The sequence below is a fragment of the Capnocytophaga sp. oral taxon 332 str. F0381 genome (genome assembly GCF_000318275.2).
Taxonomy (GTDB): domain Bacteria; phylum Bacteroidota; class Bacteroidia; order Flavobacteriales; family Flavobacteriaceae; genus Capnocytophaga; species Capnocytophaga bilenii.
In genome coordinates this window covers 12,156-32,160 of the sequence record NZ_KB291246.1, presented here as the reverse complement: position 1 = coordinate 32,160, position 20,005 = coordinate 12,156, and the positions used below count along the sequence as shown (strand labels likewise).

General features: G+C 36.2%; 23 protein-coding genes. 16 read left to right on the top strand and 7 right to left on the bottom strand.

The genetic code is table 11. The features are described 5' to 3' along the window. From HMPREF9075_RS00195 to HMPREF9075_RS00150, 10 genes are read left to right on the top strand one after another with little or no spacing between them, the layout of a single operon-like run. A complete protein-coding gene (locus HMPREF9075_RS00195) occupies positions 1-1,893 on the top strand; it encodes an ATP-dependent DNA helicase RecQ (protein ID WP_009414559.1) in 1,893 nt (630 codons plus the stop codon). A 52-nt stretch (positions 1,894-1,945) separates the two neighbouring features. Beyond that, a complete protein-coding gene (gene folP, locus HMPREF9075_RS00190; protein WP_009414558.1) occupies positions 1,946-2,767 on the top strand; it encodes a dihydropteroate synthase in 822 nt (273 codons plus the stop codon). Then, on the top strand, positions 2,764-3,543 hold the full coding sequence (gene cdaA / locus HMPREF9075_RS00185; RefSeq protein WP_009414557.1) for a diadenylate cyclase CdaA: 780 nt from the start codon (positions 2,764-2,766) through the stop codon (positions 3,541-3,543). The genes folP and cdaA overlap by 4 nt, the downstream gene beginning before the upstream one ends. 16 nt (positions 3,544-3,559) lie before the next feature. Continuing rightward, positions 3,560-4,198 (top strand): SCO family protein, encoded by a 639-nt coding sequence (locus HMPREF9075_RS00180; RefSeq protein ID WP_009414556.1) that lies wholly within the window; start codon positions 3,560-3,562, stop codon positions 4,196-4,198. Positions 4,199-4,257: 59 nt separating this feature from the next. Then, positions 4,258-5,442 (top strand): gephyrin-like molybdotransferase Glp, encoded by a 1,185-nt coding sequence (glp, locus tag HMPREF9075_RS00175; protein ID WP_009414555.1) that lies wholly within the window; start codon positions 4,258-4,260, stop codon positions 5,440-5,442. After that, positions 5,430-5,777 (top strand): winged helix-turn-helix domain-containing protein, encoded by a 348-nt coding sequence (locus tag HMPREF9075_RS00170; protein WP_009414554.1) that lies wholly within the window; start codon positions 5,430-5,432, stop codon positions 5,775-5,777. The genes glp and HMPREF9075_RS00170 overlap by 13 nt, the downstream gene beginning before the upstream one ends. Continuing rightward, positions 5,743-6,297 (top strand): molybdenum cofactor guanylyltransferase, encoded by a 555-nt coding sequence (locus tag HMPREF9075_RS00165; RefSeq protein ID WP_034556404.1) that lies wholly within the window; start codon positions 5,743-5,745, stop codon positions 6,295-6,297. The genes HMPREF9075_RS00170 and HMPREF9075_RS00165 overlap by 35 nt, the downstream gene beginning before the upstream one ends. Continuing rightward, positions 6,294-6,869: a non-canonical purine NTP diphosphatase gene (locus HMPREF9075_RS00160; protein ID WP_009414552.1), complete on the top strand. Its 576-nt coding sequence runs from the start codon at positions 6,294-6,296 to the stop codon at positions 6,867-6,869. The genes HMPREF9075_RS00165 and HMPREF9075_RS00160 overlap by 4 nt, the downstream gene beginning before the upstream one ends. A gap of 8 nt (positions 6,870-6,877) precedes the next feature. Next, positions 6,878-7,558, top strand: a complete 681-nt coding sequence (locus HMPREF9075_RS00155) for an ABC transporter ATP-binding protein (RefSeq protein WP_009414551.1) — start codon at positions 6,878-6,880, stop codon at positions 7,556-7,558. Further along, entirely contained in the window at positions 7,555-8,406 is an 852-nt protein-coding gene (locus tag HMPREF9075_RS00150; protein WP_009414550.1) for a glycosyltransferase family 2 protein, read from the top strand. The genes HMPREF9075_RS00155 and HMPREF9075_RS00150 overlap by 4 nt, the downstream gene beginning before the upstream one ends. A gap of 6 nt (positions 8,407-8,412) precedes the next feature. Here the strand turns inward: HMPREF9075_RS00150 and HMPREF9075_RS00145 are convergent, their stop codons facing one another. Continuing rightward, positions 8,413-9,327 (bottom strand): GYDIA family GHMP kinase, encoded by a 915-nt coding sequence (locus HMPREF9075_RS00145; RefSeq protein ID WP_009414549.1) that lies wholly within the window; start codon positions 9,325-9,327, stop codon positions 8,413-8,415. A 68-nt stretch (positions 9,328-9,395) separates the two neighbouring features. On the opposite strand from HMPREF9075_RS00145, the gene pdxA reads away from it, so the two are divergent. The 6 genes from pdxA to hemW all read left to right on the top strand — a co-directional run bounded on the left by pdxA (position 9,396) and on the right by hemW (position 14,766). Continuing rightward, positions 9,396-10,454 carry a 4-hydroxythreonine-4-phosphate dehydrogenase PdxA gene (pdxA, locus tag HMPREF9075_RS00140; RefSeq protein WP_009414548.1) on the top strand — a complete coding sequence of 353 codons (1,059 nt, stop codon included), beginning with the start codon at positions 9,396-9,398 and terminating at the stop codon, positions 10,452-10,454. A gap of 6 nt (positions 10,455-10,460) precedes the next feature. After that, the gene (locus tag HMPREF9075_RS00135; RefSeq protein ID WP_009414547.1) at positions 10,461-11,348 is read left to right on the top strand and encodes a Ppx/GppA phosphatase family protein; all 888 of its coding nucleotides are present in this window, start codon (positions 10,461-10,463) and stop codon (positions 11,346-11,348) included. 30 nt (positions 11,349-11,378) lie between these two features. Then, positions 11,379-12,341: an SIS domain-containing protein gene (locus HMPREF9075_RS00130; protein WP_009414546.1), complete on the top strand. Its 963-nt coding sequence runs from the start codon at positions 11,379-11,381 to the stop codon at positions 12,339-12,341. A 181-nt stretch (positions 12,342-12,522) separates the two neighbouring features. After that, complete coding sequence (locus tag HMPREF9075_RS00125; RefSeq protein WP_034556437.1) at positions 12,523-13,056, top strand: hypothetical protein; 534 nt, start codon at positions 12,523-12,525, stop codon at positions 13,054-13,056. 8 nt (positions 13,057-13,064) lie between these two features. Further along, positions 13,065-13,610, top strand: coding sequence for a crossover junction endodeoxyribonuclease RuvC (gene ruvC, locus HMPREF9075_RS00120; RefSeq protein WP_009414544.1), 546 nt, complete (start codon positions 13,065-13,067; stop codon positions 13,608-13,610). Between the two features lie 4 nt (positions 13,611-13,614). Then, complete coding sequence (gene hemW, locus HMPREF9075_RS00115) at positions 13,615-14,766, top strand: radical SAM family heme chaperone HemW (RefSeq protein WP_232305023.1); 1,152 nt, start codon at positions 13,615-13,617, stop codon at positions 14,764-14,766. On the opposite strand, the gene HMPREF9075_RS00110 is transcribed toward hemW, so the two are convergent. From HMPREF9075_RS00110 to corA, 6 genes are all read right to left on the bottom strand, one after another. Then, positions 14,740-15,201: a hypothetical protein gene (locus tag HMPREF9075_RS00110; protein ID WP_034556434.1), complete on the bottom strand. Its 462-nt coding sequence runs from the start codon at positions 15,199-15,201 to the stop codon at positions 14,740-14,742. The two genes, hemW and HMPREF9075_RS00110, sit on opposite strands and share 27 nt — an antisense overlap. Continuing rightward, positions 15,194-16,315 (bottom strand): exonuclease domain-containing protein, encoded by a 1,122-nt coding sequence (locus HMPREF9075_RS00105; protein WP_009414541.1) that lies wholly within the window; start codon positions 16,313-16,315, stop codon positions 15,194-15,196. Before HMPREF9075_RS00105 ends, HMPREF9075_RS00110 begins: the two co-directional genes overlap by 8 nt. 76 nt (positions 16,316-16,391) lie before the next feature. Continuing rightward, positions 16,392-16,739, bottom strand: coding sequence for a 50S ribosomal protein L19 (gene rplS, locus HMPREF9075_RS00100; protein ID WP_034556431.1), 348 nt, complete (start codon positions 16,737-16,739; stop codon positions 16,392-16,394). Positions 16,740-16,894: 155 nt separating this feature from the next. Beyond that, a complete protein-coding gene (gene rsmG, locus HMPREF9075_RS00095) occupies positions 16,895-17,515 on the bottom strand; it encodes a 16S rRNA (guanine(527)-N(7))-methyltransferase RsmG (RefSeq protein ID WP_009414539.1) in 621 nt (206 codons plus the stop codon). A 16-nt stretch (positions 17,516-17,531) separates the two neighbouring features. Beyond that, positions 17,532-18,686, bottom strand: a complete 1,155-nt coding sequence (locus HMPREF9075_RS00090) for a class I SAM-dependent methyltransferase (protein ID WP_009414538.1) — start codon at positions 18,684-18,686, stop codon at positions 17,532-17,534. Positions 18,687-18,720: 34 nt separating this feature from the next. Beyond that, positions 18,721-19,809, bottom strand: a complete 1,089-nt coding sequence (corA, locus tag HMPREF9075_RS00085) for a magnesium/cobalt transporter CorA (RefSeq protein WP_009414537.1) — start codon at positions 19,807-19,809, stop codon at positions 18,721-18,723. Positions 19,810-20,005 lie beyond the last annotated feature (196 nt).

Sequence of the window (20,005 nt, the reverse complement as noted above, 5' to 3'; positions counted from 1 at the left end):
ATGCAAACACCTTTACAGATACTTAAAAAATATTGGGGCTACGAGGCTTTTCGCTATCCACAAGAAGAAATTATCAACTCTGTACTCCACAAGCACGATACCATCGCCCTGATGCCTACAGGCGGAGGTAAATCGCTCACTTTTCAGGTACCTGCTATGTTGTTGGAAGGAATTTGCTTAGTCATTTCTCCGCTCATAGCCCTTATGACCGACCAAGTAAATGCGCTAAACCAACGCAATATCAAAGCACTTTCGCTTGCAGGTAACCTCTCTCTTCCCGATTTAGAACGCCTATTAGGCAATGCACTTTATGGACAGTACAAATTCCTATATATGTCGCCCGAAAGGCTACAACACCACACAGTACAACAATTCCTTAAAAACCTACCTTTAAACCTTATTGTCATTGACGAAGCTCATTGTGTGTCTCATTGGGGGAAAGACTTTCGCCCTGCTTATTTGCAATGTGGCTCGCTCAAAACTGATTTTCCTCAAGTACCTTTATTGGCTCTTACTGCTTCGGCTACGCCTAAAGTACAGCAAGATATACGCCAACTGCTCAATATCCCCAATGCCAAGGTGATAAGTACTACACTACAACGCCCTAATATTGCCTATAATGTATATCAAAGTAATGACAAATTGCCGTTGTTGTTCTCTTTTTTGCGAAAAAATGAAGGAAGTGTGATTATTTATCTCCGTAGCCGCAATGGTACAAGTTATCTTTCTTCTATACTCAATACCGAAGGCTTTACAGCTACTTTCTTTCACGGCGGACTTACTACTGAAGAGAAAGAAAAACGACTACAATTGTGGTTGCAAAACAAAGTCCGTATAATGGTAGCTACTAATGCTTTCGGAATGGGAATTGATAAACCCGATGTACGTTTGGTGGTTCATTGGAATATCCCTTCTACTTTAGAAGACTATTTTCAAGAAGCAGGACGTGCTGGGCGTGATGGTAAGCCTGCCAAAGCCGTTCTTATCTATAACCCCAACGACCTCGCTACTGCCAAAAAACTATTAGACGATTATCTTATAGATATTTCTTTTCTAAAGCATTTATATAAAAAACTGAATAGTTATTTTCAGATAGCTATTGGGCAAGGTGCTGGTCAAACTTATAGTTTCCTCTTTCCTGAATTTTGTAAGCGTTACCAATTGCCTACCCTCAAAGCCTACAATGCTCTATTGGTGTTAGACCGTTTTTCAGTAATACACCTAAACCAACAATTTCACAATAAAGTCACCTTACAGCTAAACGATGCCAAGCTACTGATGAACTATATACACACCCATAGGCATCTCAGTGCTCTTTTGTTTTATTTAGCGCGTACCTATCCCCTTATTTATACCCAACCTGTAGTGATTGAAACCGCTAAAATTACCGAACGAACCGATTTGGAACACTATCAGCTCTTAGATTATTTGCAACAGCTACACCGCGATGGTATGGGGACACTCAAAAACGAACAAGCCGATATAGAGCTTACTTTTTGTGTAATTCGCGATGACGATCGCACTATTAACTATATCAGTAAAAACGTAAAAGAATACAATCGTACTAAGCTTACCCTGCAAGAGCAAGTATACAAGTATTTAGCAGACCAAAACACTTGTCGCTCGGTACAACTATTACACTATTTTGGCGAAACTAATGTTCAGCCTTGTGGTATTTGTTCTAATTGTGAAGCCAAAAAAGCCCCTCCTAAAATTGACGAACAACAATTGCGTAATGACCTTTGGCAGTTGTTGTTACAAAAGCCCATTACTCCTTATGAAGTTTTGCAACAACTACCCTATCCACAAAAAGCCATTCATACTATTTTACGAGAATGGCTCACAATGAATAAAATCATTTTCAATGAATGCAATGAAATAATTGTAAAATAAATTGCGGAAATAAATATAAATACCTACCTTTGTACCTATAAATAAAAGTAAAATGACTATTAATTGTAAAGGAGAATTGCTTTCTCTTCATACCCCTCGTGTAATGGGTATCCTCAATCATACCCCCGATTCGTTCTATGCAGGTAGCCGCGTTACCGAAAATAATGCCTTAGCACGTGCTGAAGAAATGCTATTACAAGGTGCCGATTTTATAGATGTAGGTGGCTATAGTACACGTCCTAATGCAGCTGAGGTATCTGAAGAAGAAGAGCTTAAAAGAGTAGTGCCTTTAGTGCGCAGTTTGGTACAGCACTTCCCACAAGTACGTATCTCAGTAGATACCTTTCGTGCCGAAGTAGCCAAGCAAGCGCTGTCAGAAGGGGCAGCTATTGTAAATGATATTTCAGCAGGACTTTTAGATGAACAAATGTTGCCTTTGGTAGCTCAATGGCAAGTGCCTTATATAGCAATGCATATGGTAGGTACACCTCAAACTAAGCAGCAACACACCTCATACAAAAATATCATTACCGATATGCTCTATTATTTCTCTGAACGCAAAGCAAAAGCCTTGCAATGGGGTATCAACGATTTTATAGTAGATGTAGGCTTTGGTTTTTCTAAAACTTTAGAACAAAATTACCAAGTGCTCAAACAATTAGAAGCATTTCACAGTTTAGAATGCCCGTTATTAGTAGGTGTTTCCCGTAAATCTATGCTTTATAAATTGTTAGATACTACCCCTGCCGAAGCGCTCAATGCCACTACCTCAGTACACACAATTGCCCTTATGAAAGGAGCTCATATATTACGTGCCCACGATGTGAAAGAAGCTAAAGAGTGTGTAGCTATCATCAATGCCCTACGCCTATGAAATTATTTGATATTCTAAACTTTAGCATTACCGATGTAATTGATATACTGCTATTTGCATCATTGTTATACTACCTTTATAGGCTTATAAAAGGTACTGTAGCTATCAATATATTTATGGGAATTGTAATGATTTACCTAATGTGGAAAATTACCGAAGCCCTACAAATGCAGCTGCTTAGTAGTATATTAGGTCAGTTTATTGGGGTGGGCGTATTTGCTTTAATAGTTGTATTTCAGCAGGAAATACGTCGCTTTTTGCTCACTATAGGTACTACCAATATTACAGCACGTAATAAGTTACATAGTATATTTAAATTTTTTAAACAGAAAGAAACACTCCTAAATATAGAAAGTTTAGTGAATGTATGCGAAAAACTTGGCAGTAGCCATACAGGAGCTTTAATTGTGTTGGAACGCAACGTGCCACTAAACTTTGTAACCGAAACAGGAGATAAAATGAATTTGGAGTTCTCAGAACCTATTATAGAAAGTATATTTTATAAAAACAGTCCGCTACACGATGGTGCTATTGTGATACGTGATAATAAAATTGTCGCTACAAGGGTTATCCTTCCTATAGCTGCCGAAGATACTTTGCCTAAAAGCTACGGACTACGCCACAGAGCTGCAGTCTCTATTACCGAAAAAACAGATGCTACCGCCATAGTGGTCTCAGAAGAAACAGGGCATATATCTTATTTTAAGAACGGAACATTTGTGAATTTTAAAGGGAAAGAAGAACTTATTACTCTTATAGAAAAAGATTTTAAATAACCATAATTCAATATCTATGAAAGCATTGCACATACCTTTATTTTTATTGATAAGTAGCCTATTACCTTTAGGTTGCAACAGCCCTAGCACTACCAATAATAGTACAGTTACCACCACCACAGTAACTACTCAGGAAAACAATAACGCTTTTTCAGACCTTTCTATCTATAACCTCCCCGAAGTATGGACAACCCAAAACGGAGACGATATAGCTCTTAAAGAACTGAAAGGCAATGTGCTGGTAGTAGTAATGATTTATACCTCTTGCAAAACTGCTTGCCCTATACTCATCAAGGATATGCGTGAAATACGCAAGCAGGTTGATACCCAAATACCCAAAACAGCCAAAGGAGTAAAATACCTCTTGGTGAGCATAGACCCCGAAACCGATACTCCAGAACACCTGAAAGCTTTTGCCAAAGAAAACAATATGGACGATGACCAATGGCTCTTTTTGCGTTCTAATGAAGAACAAACCCGTGAGTTTGCAGCAGTTTTAGCTGTTAATTACAAGCAAATATCTCCTGTAGATTTCTCTCACTCCAATATCATTAGTGTTTTCAATAAAAAAGGTGAATTAGTATCTCAACAAGAGGGCTTGGGTATTGATTATGAGAAAACAGTTACCGAAGTAAAAAAACAATTGGCTATGTAGTTTGGTAATATGCCATATTTTCACTACTTTTGCAAAATATTATATTAAACATCAAAGAAATGGTTACTGCAAGTACAGCAAAAAACCTCATTGAGGCACATATCCGTACAACTACACCTGTAGAAGTGCCTATTACACAAGCTATAGGAGCTTATTTGGCATCGCATATTTTTGCGCCTATAGATATTCCTTCGTTTGATAATTCAGCTATGGACGGTTATGGCTTCCGCTTTGCCGACCTTGAGAAATACGATTCTTTCCAAGTAATAGGCGAAGTACCCGCTGGTAAAACTACCGATTTTTCATTGGCAGCAGGTGAGGCTATACGTATCTTTACAGGGGCACGCGTTCCTAATGGGGTTGATACTATTGTAATACAAGAAAAAGTAACACGCAATGGCGATACAATTACCTTTGATAAAGCTGAGGTAAAATACGGAGCTCATATCCGTAAAAAGGGCGAGCAGACCGAAAAGGGTTCTTTAGCAATACACGAAAATACACCTATCAGTGCTGGTACTATTAGCTTTTTGGCAAGTTTGGGTATTGATAAAGTAACTGTTTTTTCTAAACCTCGTATAGGCTTACTATACACAGGTGATGAGCTTGTAGAGCTTGGTATCCCTCTTCAAGATGGTAAAATTTATAATTCCAACTCATATACCTTGCAAGCTGCTTTGGCTGAAATACATCAGGAACTTGCAGTAGTAGAACACATAGCCGATACCCAAGAAGCTACAGAAACGGCTATTCGTAAAGCTTTGCAAGAAGTAGATATACTACTCCTTTCAGGCGGAATCTCTACAGGTGATTATGATTTTGTACGCAGCGCATTGCAAAATATAGGTGTAAAAGAAGTTTTTTATAAAATACAACAAAAACCTGGAAAACCACTTTATTTTGGTACATTAGGTGATAAACGTATATTTGCTTTACCAGGGAATCCTGCATCTGTATTTACCTCATTCCATATCTATGTAAAACCTTTTATTTTGGGCTGCTATGGGCGTAATAACTTCCAAAGCGAAATGGATTATGCATTCATTACTCACGATTTAGAAAAGAAAAAAGCCGAAATAACATTCTATATGAAAGGCTATGTAGATAAAATGAAAGTAATGGCACTCCCTTCACAAGAATCTTATAAATTAGATTCATTGCCTGTGTGTAACTGCTTTATAGAGTTCCCTGCCAATGAAGCAAAAATAACAAACGGACAAAAAGTAAAAATATGGAGAATTTAACAATTAACGGACATATATGGTTTGAAACCAATAACGGCTTACGTGTGGGCGCAGGTCGTGCTGAACTTTTAGAACAAATAGACCTATTGGGTTCTCTTTCAGAGGCAGCTCGTACGCTGAAAATACCTTATCGCCGTGCCTGGGGTATCATACGTGATATGAATAACAATTCACCTGTAGAATTGGTAATAAAAGAAGCAGGAGGCAAAAATGGAGGAGGCAGTCGTCTTACCGATGAGGGTAAAAAGTTGGTAGTTCTTTATAAAAAAGTAGCTGCTTGCTTTAAAGAATTTTCAGCAGATGAAAGCAGTCGTCTTAGCGGGGGGAAAGAGTAGCCGTATGGGCGAAAATAAAGCTTTATTACAGCTACAAGGTGAAACTTTTATTAGCAAAATAGGCAAGACACTATCAACTATATGTCCCAAAGTGTATATTTCGGGACAAGATACTGCCTATAATGTACTCCCCTACCCTCAAATTCCTGATATTTATACCGAAAAAGGTCCTTTAGGAGGTATTTATTCGGCGTTGGCATTCTTGCGTGATGATATTTTAGTATGCAGCTGCGATATGCCTTTTATTTCTCCTAAAGTATTGCAATATCTGCTTTCGCAAGTCACCCCTCAGCACATAACAGTACTGAGTTATCAACAGAAAATCTTTCCTGTGGTGGGATACTACCCTTATGCACTCTTAACCAATTTAGAGATGTATATAAATCAAGATATGCTGAAAATGCAAGTGATTATCAAAGAACTCAATGCCAAAGTAATAGCTTACCCTAATGAGGATACTTTGGATTTTACCAATATCAATACACCCCAGCAATGGGCTCTTATTAATAATACAAAATGACTTTAGTTTTTGCTACACACAATGCTCACAAGCTAAAAGAAATACAAGCCTTGTTGCCCACTACCATCAAGTTATTAAGCTTGACGGACATTAATTGTAATGAGGATATACCCGAAACAGCTACTACTATTGAGGGAAATGCTTTATTGAAAGCACAATACATCAAAGAAAAATATGGTTATGATGTATTTGCTGATGATACAGGCTTAGAAGTGGTAGCACTAAATGGAGCACCAGGGGTTTATTCGGCACGATATGCAGGAGCTCAGAAAAATGATGCAGATAATGTAGCACTACTTTTACAACAAATGGAACGCAACCCTGAACGCAAAGCCCAATTCAGGACAGTAATTGCTTTGTGCTTAGGAAAAGAGACTTATACCTTTGAAGGAATTGCTAAAGGTAGTATTTGCCAAATACCTATAGGTAATAATGGTTTTGGCTATGACCCTATTTTTGTACCCGAAGGCTATACTCAAACCTTTGCGCAACTTTCACAAGAAGAGAAGAATAACATAAGCCATAGAGGAAGGGCTTTTGAAAAGTTATTGGTATTTTTATCAAATAGTTAGTTACAGCTATGAGTTTATTAGAAGTTAGGAATATAAAGCGCGATTTTAGATTAGGAGCAGAAGTGCTACACGTGCTAAAAGGGATCAATCTAAATATAGAAAAAGGTGAATATGTAGCCTTGATGGGTCCGTCAGGTTCAGGAAAATCTACCCTAATGAATATTTTAGGTTGTTTAGATACGCCTACTTCAGGCGAATACATACTCAACGGTAAAGATGTGAGCAAAATGAGTGATAGCGAGCTTGCCGATATTCGAAATAAAGAAATAGGGTTTGTTTTTCAAACTTTTAACCTAATGCCCCGAACTACAGCTTTAGATAATGTAGCCCTACCAATGGTATATGCAGGGGTAAAAAAAGAGAAAAGGCACGAGCGTGCAAAAGAAGTACTCAGCCTAGTGGGCTTAGAAGATCGTATGCTGCACAAGCCTAATGAATTATCAGGAGGACAACGCCAAAGGGTGGCAGTAGCACGCGCCTTGGTAAATAATCCTTCTATTATCTTGGCTGATGAGCCTACAGGAAATCTTGACTCTAAAACTTCCTACGAAATAATGAATCTTTTTGATGAAATTTACAGCAAAGGCAACACGGTTATCTTAGTGACTCACGAAGAGGATATCGCCAATTATGCTAAACGTATCATCAGACTAAAAGATGGACTTATAGAAACTGACAACAAACAATGAATTTTGGAATCATCATACCTGCTTATAACGAGGCTGATAGCATTACCCTCACTCTTGAATCTCTGCTTAACCAAACTTATCTTCCTTATCAAATAATAGTAGTAGATGATGGTTCTACAGATGATACTGCGTTGAAAGTACAACAAATAGCTGCTAAAAATTCTATAGTACATTTGGTGCAACGACATAAAAAAGGGGTACACTTACCTGGTGCTAAAGTTGTGCAAACTTTTAATGCAGGATTACCCTATTTAAAACCTGAAGTAGAAGTTATCTGTAAATATGATGCCGATCTTATCTTTCCTCCCCAATACTTAGACGTAATGAATCATCAGTATAGTAACGATTCTACTTTGGGAATGTTTGGAGGATTTTGTTACATAGAGAAGAATGGACAATGGGTGCTGGAAAATCTTACTAATAAAGATCATTTGCGCGGAGCTGTAAAATCGTATAGAAAGGCTTGTTTTGAGGCTATCGGCGGACTAAAAGAAGCTATGGGGTGGGATACAGCTGATGAACTACTCTGCCGCTATTATGGTTGGAAAGTACTGACAGATAAAACATTACAAGTAAAACATTTACGCCCTACAGGGGCAGGTTATAACAGCAAAGCACATAATCTACAAGGGGGGGTGTTTTATACTCTGCGTTATGGATTTATACTTACATTACTTGCTGCGGGCAAACTTGCTCTTAAAAAACGAAATTTTAAGCTACTGATAAGTTATTTAAAGGGGTATTGGCAAGCAAAAAGAGCACATAAACCTTATCTTTTATCAGTAGAAGAAGGTAAATATGCTCGTAATTATCGTTGGAAGGGTATATGTAAAAAGTTTTTTGCGTAGTACTATTTATTTTTTAGGAGTGATTATTAATTCTTTATAGGGGATACAAGTATTGTATCCTTTTTTGTTAAAATAAGAAGGAATATCTTCATATTCTGAAATAGCTAAAACAAAATCGCCTCCCCAAGCTCCTAAACTTTTTATAGTACCATTAAAATCGGGGAATAAACGTTCTTTTATAGGAGAAATACCCAAATAATCACCGATGAGTTGCTCGTGTTGCTCCAAAAGATAGCAAAAATCATTGATAGTGTACACTAATACAAGTCGTTCGGTGATACGTGTAATACTATCGGCTAACTTCTGCTTGCTTTTTTGTATACTGCGGTAGTGTGTTATCCCTTCCTTACTATTTTGCTTGTTGTTTAGGTACACAAAATAAATGCTATCGGTATGTGGAAAAAGGAATCGTAAAGGGAAGGTTTCTGGCTTACCATCTTTTAATCGATATAGTAATGGCGTATTAGTTTTGGCACAAGCTATATCATAGCCACTACCACCAAAACTTTTAAAAAGTAGTTCGTAAGGATTTACTTCAGCCCATTGGGCAATATTATTAATAAGTGTGGAAGAAGTACCTAATCCCCAGTGGCGAGGAAAAGTAAGCAAGGTTTGCACAGCACAATGCGGATATACACTAGCAAAGTGAGGGTTGAGAGTAGCTGCAGTAGAGAGTATATTTTGTAACGTATGTAGTACTTTTTCATCTTCTCTACTATTGATAGATAAGCTATTAAACCAGCACTTTCCATCAGCATCAAAGGCTTCCCAAGAAAAGGCATTTTGTGAGGGTTGCACAATTAATTTTTGTCCTAATGAGGATGGGAGTGCTAGGCTGAGTGCCCCATTTAACACAGCGTATTCACCTGTAATTAATAATTTTCCGTTACTATAATAGTTTGTAGATTGTGTGAAATTCATATTTTTTTTATACCTTTGCGTTTTGAAAGGACAAAAGTAAGAATTTTTACTATTTAGTAATCTATTTTATGAAAGAAAAAATGATAAAAGTGGGTATCTCGGTGGGAGACATCAATGGTGTGGGGCTTGAGATTATCTTGAAAACCTTTGAGGAACATCAGATATTAGAACTTTGTACACCTATTATATTTGCCTCAAACAAATTGGTTTCTTTCCAAAGAAAACACTTCAATATAACCACTAATTTTCAGGGTATAGATACATTAAGTGCAGCTATTGACGGGAAGCTAAATGTGCTAAACTGTTGGAAAGAAACACCTACCGTTACCTTTGGACAAGAAACTGAAGAAGGAGGAAGATATGCTTTCTTATCACTGCAAAAAGCTGTTGAGGCTCTCAAAAACAATGAGATAGATGTATTGGTAACAGCACCTATTAACAAAAACAATATACAATCGGACGAATTTCATTTTCCTGGTCATACAGATTATTTAGCACAGCAGCTGGAAGGTAATAGCCTGATGTTTATGGTGAGTGAAGACTTAAAAGTTGGCTTAATGACCGACCATATTCCGCTAAAAGAAGTGGCAACTACTATTACAGAAGAGCTTGTGATGCAAAAGGCACGCTTGATGAATGAGTCGCTTATAAAAGATTTTCGCTTGCAACGTCCTAAAATAGCAGTATTGGGTATCAACCCACATTGTGGTGATAAAGGAGTTATAGGCAAAGAAGATGAAGATGTATTGCGACCTGCACTTAAAAAACTGTATTTTGATGAAAATATATTGGTATTTGGTCCTTTTGCTGCCGATAGTTTCTTCGGTTCACAAGCTTATCGCAATTACGATGCGGTGCTGGCTCCTTATCACGATCAGGGGCTGATAGCTTTCAAAACACTTGCTTTTGGTAGTGGGGTTAATTATACAGCAGGACTTAACAAGGTACGCACCTCACCCGATCACGGTACGGCTTACGAAATTGCTGGTAAAGGTATTGCAGACCCTGAATCGTTTAGACACGCTATTTTTATGGCTATAGATATTTTTAGAAACCGAGAAGAGTATGTAGAATTGACGAAGAATCCTCTGAAAATTCGTACTTTGGAATTGGATAAAGAAAAATAAACTATTATGGAAATCAAAAAATTAGGTGCTATTGACATAGGCTCTAACGGGGTTCGGTTACTAATATCGAATGTATTGGAGACAGAAGGAGAACCTGCTAAGTTTACAAAAGCAAGTTTGGTACGTGTGCCTATACGCTTGGGAGCTGATGTGTTCTTAAATGGGCGTATTTCAGAAGAAAATACAAATCGGCTGGCGGAGGCAATGCAAGCTTTTAGTTTGCTAATGAAAGTATATCAGGTGGAGGCTTATCGGGCTTGTGCTACTTCGGCTATGCGAGAGTCGCTTAATGGTAATGAGGTAGCTGCAGAAGTGCTGAAACGTACAGGAGTGGCTATTGAAATTATTGATGGTAGTGAGGAAGCTAATATTATTGCTTCTACTGATATTTCTACACTTATTGGGACAGATAAAAATTATTTGTATATAGATGTAGGAGGAGGTAGTACTGAATTTACGGTATTTTCTAATGGAAAACAGAAAAAATCGCGTTCTTTCCCAATAGGTACGGTACGCTTGCTTGATAATAAAGTGAGTGATGAAATGTGGGAAGAGGTAAAACAATGGATTGAAAAACATACGAAAGATTGTCCTCATATAGAAGCGATTGGTTCTGGAGGTAACATCAATAAAATCCATAAGAATGCGAATGTATTAGAAAATGCACCTCTTACGTATGAATATTTAACTGATTATTACAACTATGTATCGGGCTTTACCTATGATGAGCGAATTAAATTGCTTGGCTTTAATCCCGATCGTGCCGATGTAATTTTATATGCACTTACGGTTTTCATCAATGCGATGAAATGGTCGGGAGCAAAGATTGTGCACGTGCCTCGTATAGGTTTAGCAGATGGTATTGTAAGGAGTATTTATAAAAAAGGATTATAGTTATTTTATAGGGCTATAATCATATAGATAATGAACAGAGAAGAGATTATTAACACAGCACGGCAAACGATAACTAAAGAAGCCGAAACGGTGGCTCAACTTGCTGGATATATAGATGATGAGTTTGTAACAGCAGTTACTTACATTATTAATAGCAAGGGGCGTGTAGTGATTACAGGTATAGGAAAGAGTGCTATCATAGCCAATAAAATTGTAGCTACGATGAACTCTACAGGTACACCTGCAATTTTTATGCACGCTGCAGATGCTATTCACGGTGATTTAGGAATTATTCAGGCTGATGATGTAGTGATTTGTATTTCAAAAAGTGGAAATACGCCCGAAATAAAGGTATTGGTACCTTTGTTAAAACGCGGTAATAATAAATTGATAGCAATTACTTCCAATAAAAATTCGGTTTTAGCACAAGCTGCGGATAGTGTGCTTTATGCCTATGTGGAAAAGGAGGCTTGCCCTAATAATTTAGCACCTACAACAAGTACTACAGCACAGCTGGTTTTAGGAGATGCTTTGGCAGTTTGTTTATTGGAAATGAAGCACTTTGGGAGTGAGGATTTTGCTAAATACCACCCAGGAGGGGCACTTGGTAAACGACTTTATTTGAAGGTTTCGGATATTGTAGGTAATAATCAAAAGCCCGAAGTGAGTGTCCAAACCGAAGTGAAACAGGTGATAGTAGAAATATCAGCTAAGATGCTTGGGGCAACAGCTGTGATTGACAATGGAAATATAGTAGGAATTGTAACTGATGGAGATATTAGGCGAATGCTGAGCAAGACAGATGATATCAGGGGACTTACTGCGAAAGATATTATGAGCTTAAACCCTAAAACTATTGATAGGGATTGTTTGGCTATAGATGCACTTAGTTTGATGGAAAAAAATAAAATTACGCAGCTGCTTGTAACTCATAATGGGCGTTATGAAGGGGTGATACATCTACATAATTTAATACAAGAAGGTTTGCTATAAAAAAAAGTAGAGGATTAAATTAATAGTCGTTAAGTATTAATAATCATTACTTTAGGATATAATTAGTAATTTAGGCTTATTGTTATTATAAAAATGAAATACAAAAAAAAGATAATTATATTTTTGTAAATCATTTTTTTGTAGTACTTTTGAGCCGTAAAACATAATAGTAACAATAATGATGAAAATTTATTTTTGTTTTTTAGGGTTAGCATTGGCACTTGTAGCCTGCAAAAAAAACACGAATGAGCTTACAGCGGAGCAAAAAGAAGCTAAATTGCAACAACAATTAGATTCGCTTGCAAATATAAAGTTTTTAGAGGTAGTGAAAGAAGAGGTGGATTCGTATCCTATATTTAAAGGGGTGTGTGATACTGCTACTACCAAAGTAGGACAGAGAGAATGTTTTGAGAAGACATTTGCTGCTCAGTTTCAGGAGCGTCTTAAAAAAGGGCACTATGAGGTTACAGAACCCGTTACAGATCGTATTTTTTTAAATATTAAAGTAGATAATACGGGAAAAATAGTACTCTTGGATATGAAAGCTGATGATAAAACAAAAGAGTTATTGGCTACTGAAAGTGAAAGTTTTGAAGATGCTTTGCGTGCTAATCTTTCTGAATTATCAGATAATGATAGTATAGAACCTGCAAAGAAAAATGGACAGAATGTGAGTACACAGTTTGAGCTTCCTATAGAAATAAACGTAAAATAAAGCACTTCGTGGAGCGTATTATTTTAGGAGTAGATCCTGGTACTACTATTATGGGTTTTGGACTGATAGGTATAGAAAAAGACCAGATGAAACTATTACAGCTAAATGAATTACAATTAAGCAAATATAGTAATCATTATCTGAAATTGGGGGTTATATTTAACCGCACAATTGAGCTTATAGAAACCTATAAACCCGATGAGTTGGCTATTGAAGCTCCTTTTTTTGGGAAAAATGTACAATCTATGCTTAAATTGGGGCGCGCACAAGGAGTTGCTATGGCTGCAGCACTTTCACGTGAAATACCTATTACTGAGTATGAACCTAAGAAAGTGAAAATGGCTATTACAGGTAATGGAAGTGCTTCTAAAGAACAAGTAGCTAAGATGCTACAACAGTTATTAGATATTAAAGAGTTGCCCAAGCATTTTGATGCTACTGATGGATTAGCAGTGGCTGTATGTCATTATTTTAATGGTGGTAGAGCTCAAAAACAACAACATTATAGTGGTTGGGAGGCTTTTATCACTCAAAATCAGGAGCGATTGGCTTAATATTTTGTATAGTTTATATATTCATATTCCTTTTTGTAGGCGAGCTTGCCACTATTGTGATTTTCATTTTTCAACTACGTTACGGCGTAAAGGTGAGATGATAAATGCAATATGTAGTGAGCTTTTTTTACGCCAGAATGAGGCTAAGGGTAGCACACTACAAACTATTTACTTAGGAGGTGGAACTCCTACAGTGCTTTCGTTTGATGAATTACAACAGCTCTTCAATACAATTCATCGTTATTATAATGTGAGTGCTACTGCCGAAATTACTATTGAAGCTAATCCTGATGATTTTTTTAAAGATAGAGAACCTGAAATATTTTTAGCACAATTACAATCTTTAGGAATCAATAGATTGAGTATAGGGGTACAGTCTTTTTTTGAAGAAGATTTACAACTGATGAATCGTATACATACAGCATTACAAGTAGAGCAATTGTTGCCTCTTGCTTCTTCATATTTTGATAATATGACTATCGACTTGATTTACGGTATCCCTACTATGGATAATAGGCGATGGCAAAAAAATATAGAGAAAGCACTTAGTTTTGGAATACCTCATATTTCAGCTTATGCTTTAACGGTTGAAGAAAAAACAGCTTTGCATAGGTTTATTAGTGTTGGTAAAATCCCTCCTATAGATGACCAATTATCACATACCCATTTCCAGCTACTTATTGATAGATTAGAACGAGAGGGGTTTGTGCAATATGAGTTTTCTAATTTTGGTAAGGAAGGATATTTTAGTAAGAACAATACAGCTTATTGGTTTGGAAAACCTTATATGGGAATAGGACCTTCAGCACATAGTTTTAATGGTAATATTCGTAGCTGGAATATAGCGCATAATATTAAATATATCAAAGAAATAGAGCGAGGAGTATTACCTAATGAAGAAGAAGTACTTACAGTAAATAATCAGTATAATGAGTTGATAATTACACGTATCAGGACAATGGTAGGGATTGATATAGAAGAAGTAGCGATACGTTTTGGCACTGATTATCAAAAGTATCTATTACAACAAGCACATAAATACTTAGATGAGGGACTATTACAAATAACAAAAAACCACCTGAAAGTTACTCGCAAAGGAAAGTTTCTTTCAGATGGTATAGCCTCCGATTTATTTAGGGTGGATGACTTCATCTAAAGGGATAAATACAGGATTTTGGTTGCCATCTATATGGTATTGCAGAAGCAAGTCGCCCCAAACCTTCCCGTCTGTAAATTCACAAATTACCCATTTCTCATTTAGTATCCTAATTTTATTAATCAAAAACTTTTCGTTTGTCTCTGCTTTTATATAAGGATTTTTTTCTTGTAGGTTACTTTCCATTAAGGCATTAGTAACTATTTGTGCAGGATTGTTAATTTTCAGTTCTTCAAAAAACAACTGCGATAATTCATTACTTTCAAGACTAAAACTCAAAGCTTCATCACGTTGTGTTGTAAGTGATGTTATAGAGTCAGTAAGTTTGGCGATAGTTTTGGCAGTATCATTAGCCATTTCTACAGATTGTTGATGCTGCTGGCAACTTATCGCAAGGGTACTACAAAGCAAGGTAATAAAAATATACTTATTCATTGTTAAAAGGTTTTTGTTCATTCAAGTTTAATACTTTTAAGTAAGGATGCAACAACCAATAGTCCGATATAATACGTCTATTAGCAGCTGTATTACATATAGGAGTAATCAAGTTCTCTAAAAACATCAATTTTGTAAATTGAAAGTTCAAACTTACAAAGCCATACCCCTTAATATCTCCATCTATAATCAAAACTACACTCTTTTCACCCACACGCCTACCCTTTCCAATAAGTGCTATGCTCTGCTGCTGCCAGCGATAAGTGGCTGGTTCTCCTATTTCGTTATCTTTTAAAGGTCTACTATTACACTTAGGCTGGTGTAAGTAAATAAATTCCGAATATTTCAAGTTAGCAATAAGCATATTTCCTGTTTCTTCATAAGTAACCCTATGAGTATGCCTTTGCAAATAACGTTCTTGTTTTGCGTTTGTAGTAAATATCTTATTTACGTGTTGTTTTATATTCTTGTGTTTTCCTACAAAGATAATTTTCCCCTCTTCATTATGCATATAGAAAACGCCTAATTTTTCAGGAAGTTCATCAAGTATTTTCAAATGGCGAGAGGCTGTCTCTATACGAGTATCATTTTTTACTGAAGTAATAATAATATTCTTTTGAGTATCTTTTTCAAGTAAATATTTAAACAAATGGAGCGTAGCCAAGGCATCTCCCGAAGCTCTATGCCGCTCACTCATAGGAATACCTAACGAATGTACCAATTTACCCAAACTATAAGTTTCACGTTCTGGTAGTAATTGCTTTGCTAACTCCACCGTACATAAAGTTGTCTTTACAAAGTTATACCCCAAGCGTCTGAATTCTGTTTGCAGTATTCTGTAGTCAAAACTTGCATTATGAGCAACTATAATACAGCCCTCAGTAATTTCAACAATTCTTTTGGCTACTTCGTAGAATTTAGGTGCGTTGCGCAACATACGGTTATTAATACCTGTAAGTTTAACAACAAAATCCTGTATAGGTCGTTCAGGGTTAATAAGCGAAATGAATTGGTCTGTTACCTCGTGCCCATCAAAACGGTAGATAGCAATTTCTGTAATACCCTCTTCATCGTATTTTCCACCTGTAGTTTCTATGTCGATGATTGCGTACAATTTAGTAAATGATAATTAAAAAAGCAAAGAGATAAGATAACTCAACTCTTTGCTTTTATGAAATTGTTTAACTGAATTAGCGAACTTCTTTGATACGAGCTTTCTTACCTGTAAGTCCTCTAAAATAGTAAATACGCGCACGTCTTACTTTACCTTTCTTATTTACTTCAATTTTTTGAAGTGCTGGCATATTCACAGGGAATATACGCTCTACTCCTACTGTCCCCGACATTTTACGAATTGTAAAAGTAGCAGTCACTCCGTGTCCTTTGCGTTGTATTACAACACCCTTGAAAAACTGAGTACGCTTTTTGTCCCCCTCTTTAATTTCGTAATACACGGTGATAGTATCACCTGCCGAAAACTCAGGAAATTCTTTCTTCTCAATAAAGTTGTCCTGTACGTATTTTAATAATGGTTCCATAAAAAAATAAATAATTATGTTATCAATGGGCAACATACACGACTCTCGTCAGAGGTTACTCCAAATCGGTGGCAAAATTAATACTTTTTCTTGTACTAACAAAATAATAAATAAAAAATATTCCAAAAAATATACTTTTTGCCAATTACTAATTACTAACTGTTTGATAAATAGACTATTTTCTTCGTTTCAAAAAAAGACTCCTCAAAATATTTACTAATATCTGTTACTACTGCTCGCTCAAAAGATGCCAATTCTTCCGTCAAATCTCCTCCTTTTAGGTAAAGTATCCCATTAGCCAATTCATTATGTGATTGTTTTTTAAACTTGCCTCTCACCCAAGGTACAAAATCCTTCATCTGTGTAACTGCCCTACTTACTACAAAATCGTAATTACCTTTCAGCTCCTCAGCTCTTATTTGCCTTGCAATTACATTTTTTAGTCCCAAGGCATTCACTACTTCTTGCACTACTTTTATCTTTTTTCCTATCGAATCTACCAAAGTAAAACTACATTCAGGAAAATATACAGCCAAAGGAATACCTGGGAAACCTCCTCCTGTACCCACATCCAATATTTCAGTACCTTTAGCAAAAGTAATCCGTTTAGCAATCGCCAAGCTGTGTAGAACGTGTCTTTCATAAAAATCACCCATATCCTTGCGCGAAATAACGTTTATTTTAGCATTCCATTCCTCATAAAGAGGCTTTAGCTCACTAAATTGCTGTTGTTGTTCCTCACTCAATTCTGTAAAGTATTTATGTATGATTTTCATAGTTACTAAAATTGTATTATTTTTGTATTTGCCCTAAAAGTAGCTCCATTCCCGAAACAGAACGGGTAAATATCAAATATTCAGTACCACCTTCCTCAAGGTGGTATTTTTTTTTGATTTCTGCTACCGAAAGCGGATAATTCTTCGTGATAATATTATAATATTTCTTTTTCTTTATTTGCTTAGGATGTATTTGTGCTACTTCCAATATTCGTCCCGCAAAATTATCAATAAGTTTGTCCGAAGTATAAAGATGCGTATTCACCTCCAACTTTTTCAGCCCGTAATAAGTAGCTATATAGTTAAATGCCCCCGATTTTAGCAAAGCATTATTAGGAATATATAAATATCGCTCCGGAGTACCATAAGTAGCTTGTGTCCCTTGCACTTCTTTAGCGTTGAATGATAAAATAGGGTCTTTACTTTGTAAGTTTACACAACGTATTTCCACTTCCTCAAGGCTACTCGCTGCTTCTTGTATCACCAAAACCTCTTTTACCTCATTGCGTAAAGCTATAATCTCAATATGTGTTATATTATTAAGAGTATGTAGTAAATAATGTATATCAATCAAAGGAGAGAGCTTTGTAATCACCTTAGCCGATTTCTTCAATAATAACTCCTGCAATTCCAATATATTAGGCGATAAATCCTCCAACAAGAACTTCTTTTGCAGCTGATGATCCCTACGCGCAGGGTCTATGTAAATTACATCGTAATGAGCGGTGGTCGCTTGCAAAAAGCTTTCTGCATCGCTATTTACAAAAGTAGCCTTTCGCCCTAATACTTTCCAGTTCTGGGCTACCAATTGTAGTAATTCAGCATCTTGTTCTACCAAGGTAACCTCCTCAAACGATTGCGAAAGAAAGTAAGCATCAATACCAAATCCTGCCGTAAGGTCTAAAAAGTGTTTCCCTTGTAACAATTTAGCTTTGTAGGTTGCTGTAGCCTCCGATGATGTCTGTTCCAAATTTAGCTTTTTAGGAAACTGTATCCCCTCAGCTAATAATGAAGGAAACTTCCTTTGGGCTACCTTATATCCTTCAATTTGTTGAGCCAGCACACTATTGCTTATTGTAGCAAAAATGGGCTTCTTTAGTAGCAATTGGGTAGTATCTATATCCAAATGCTCTTTTATAAATGCTTGTATTTCTTTGTATTGTAAATCCATTCAGGGTGCAAAAATAGTAAACTTTCTGTATATATCAAAGCCATTTTTTTCTTCTGAAATAAATTATCATTGCTACCGAGATAGCAAGCATCACCACCCATACCACAGGGTATGCCCACCATAATTCTAATTCGGGCATATACTTAAAATTCATACCATATACACCCACAATAAAGGTAAGCGGAATAAAAATAGTAGAAATCAAGGTTAGCAAACGCATAATATTGTTCATCTTATTACTCATTGCCCCCATATAGGTATCTGTAAGCCCCCAAAGTATATCGCGATAAGTGCTGAGAGTATCCACTATTTGCACAGTATGGTCGTGTAGATCTCTAAAATAATGCTTAGTATCAGCCTCAATAAGATGATGAGGCGTTTTCTCTATCCGATTTACTACCTCTCTTGCTGGAATGATAGTCCGTTGCAAAAATACAATAGATTTTTTCTTCAAATCTTGTATTTCTGATATCATCTCCTCACGTGGGTGGGTGATAATCTCGTCTTCCAATGCTTCTATTTTATCACTTACATTGTCCGACACTACTAAATAATTGTCTATTATACTATCTAACAAACTGAATAACAGATAGTCTACCTTCTTTTTTCGCAGACTACTATCAGCAAACTGCAATCGTTTGCGTACAGGCTCAAATACATCATCACCTTCACTTTCTTGAAAAGAAATTAAGTAATTTCTACCGAGTAATAAGGCTAAATGTTCTAATACTAATTCCTCTTTGCTATAGTATAACATCTTGATAATCACTAATAAACTATCTTCCAAAAGCTCTACTTTTGGGCGATGTTCCGTGTCTAATATATCTTCTAATAGTAAGTCGTTCAGTTGGGTATAAGCTCCAATCTTTTTAATTTCAGCTATATTGTTCAGTCCGTTGATATTTATCCAAGTAAGATGATTTTCACCTATACAAGCAATCGCTTCTTCTGCCGTACCCACTTTTTTCACCTGACAGAACCCCTCGTTATAAGTGATAATATCTATATGAATTTCTTTTTCTTTATTGCCAAAATATACCAAACTTCCAGCAGGTAACCCCACCTTCTTTGCACGATTGGCTCTACGTTTTTTCTTAGTAGCAGCAGTAATATTTTTACCCATATATTATTATTTTATTAAAATACTGGTTATAAAACATTTATATAAATATTTTAAAGTGATAATATAAATAACGAAACCCATACGAAATACTTAGTAATCTTTATTTATAGTGCTTTCGTTTTCTTAAAAATAGTATATAAATATCTGACTATCAACGTAATTTAACTATTTTACTATAGAATAAAGGCTATAAACA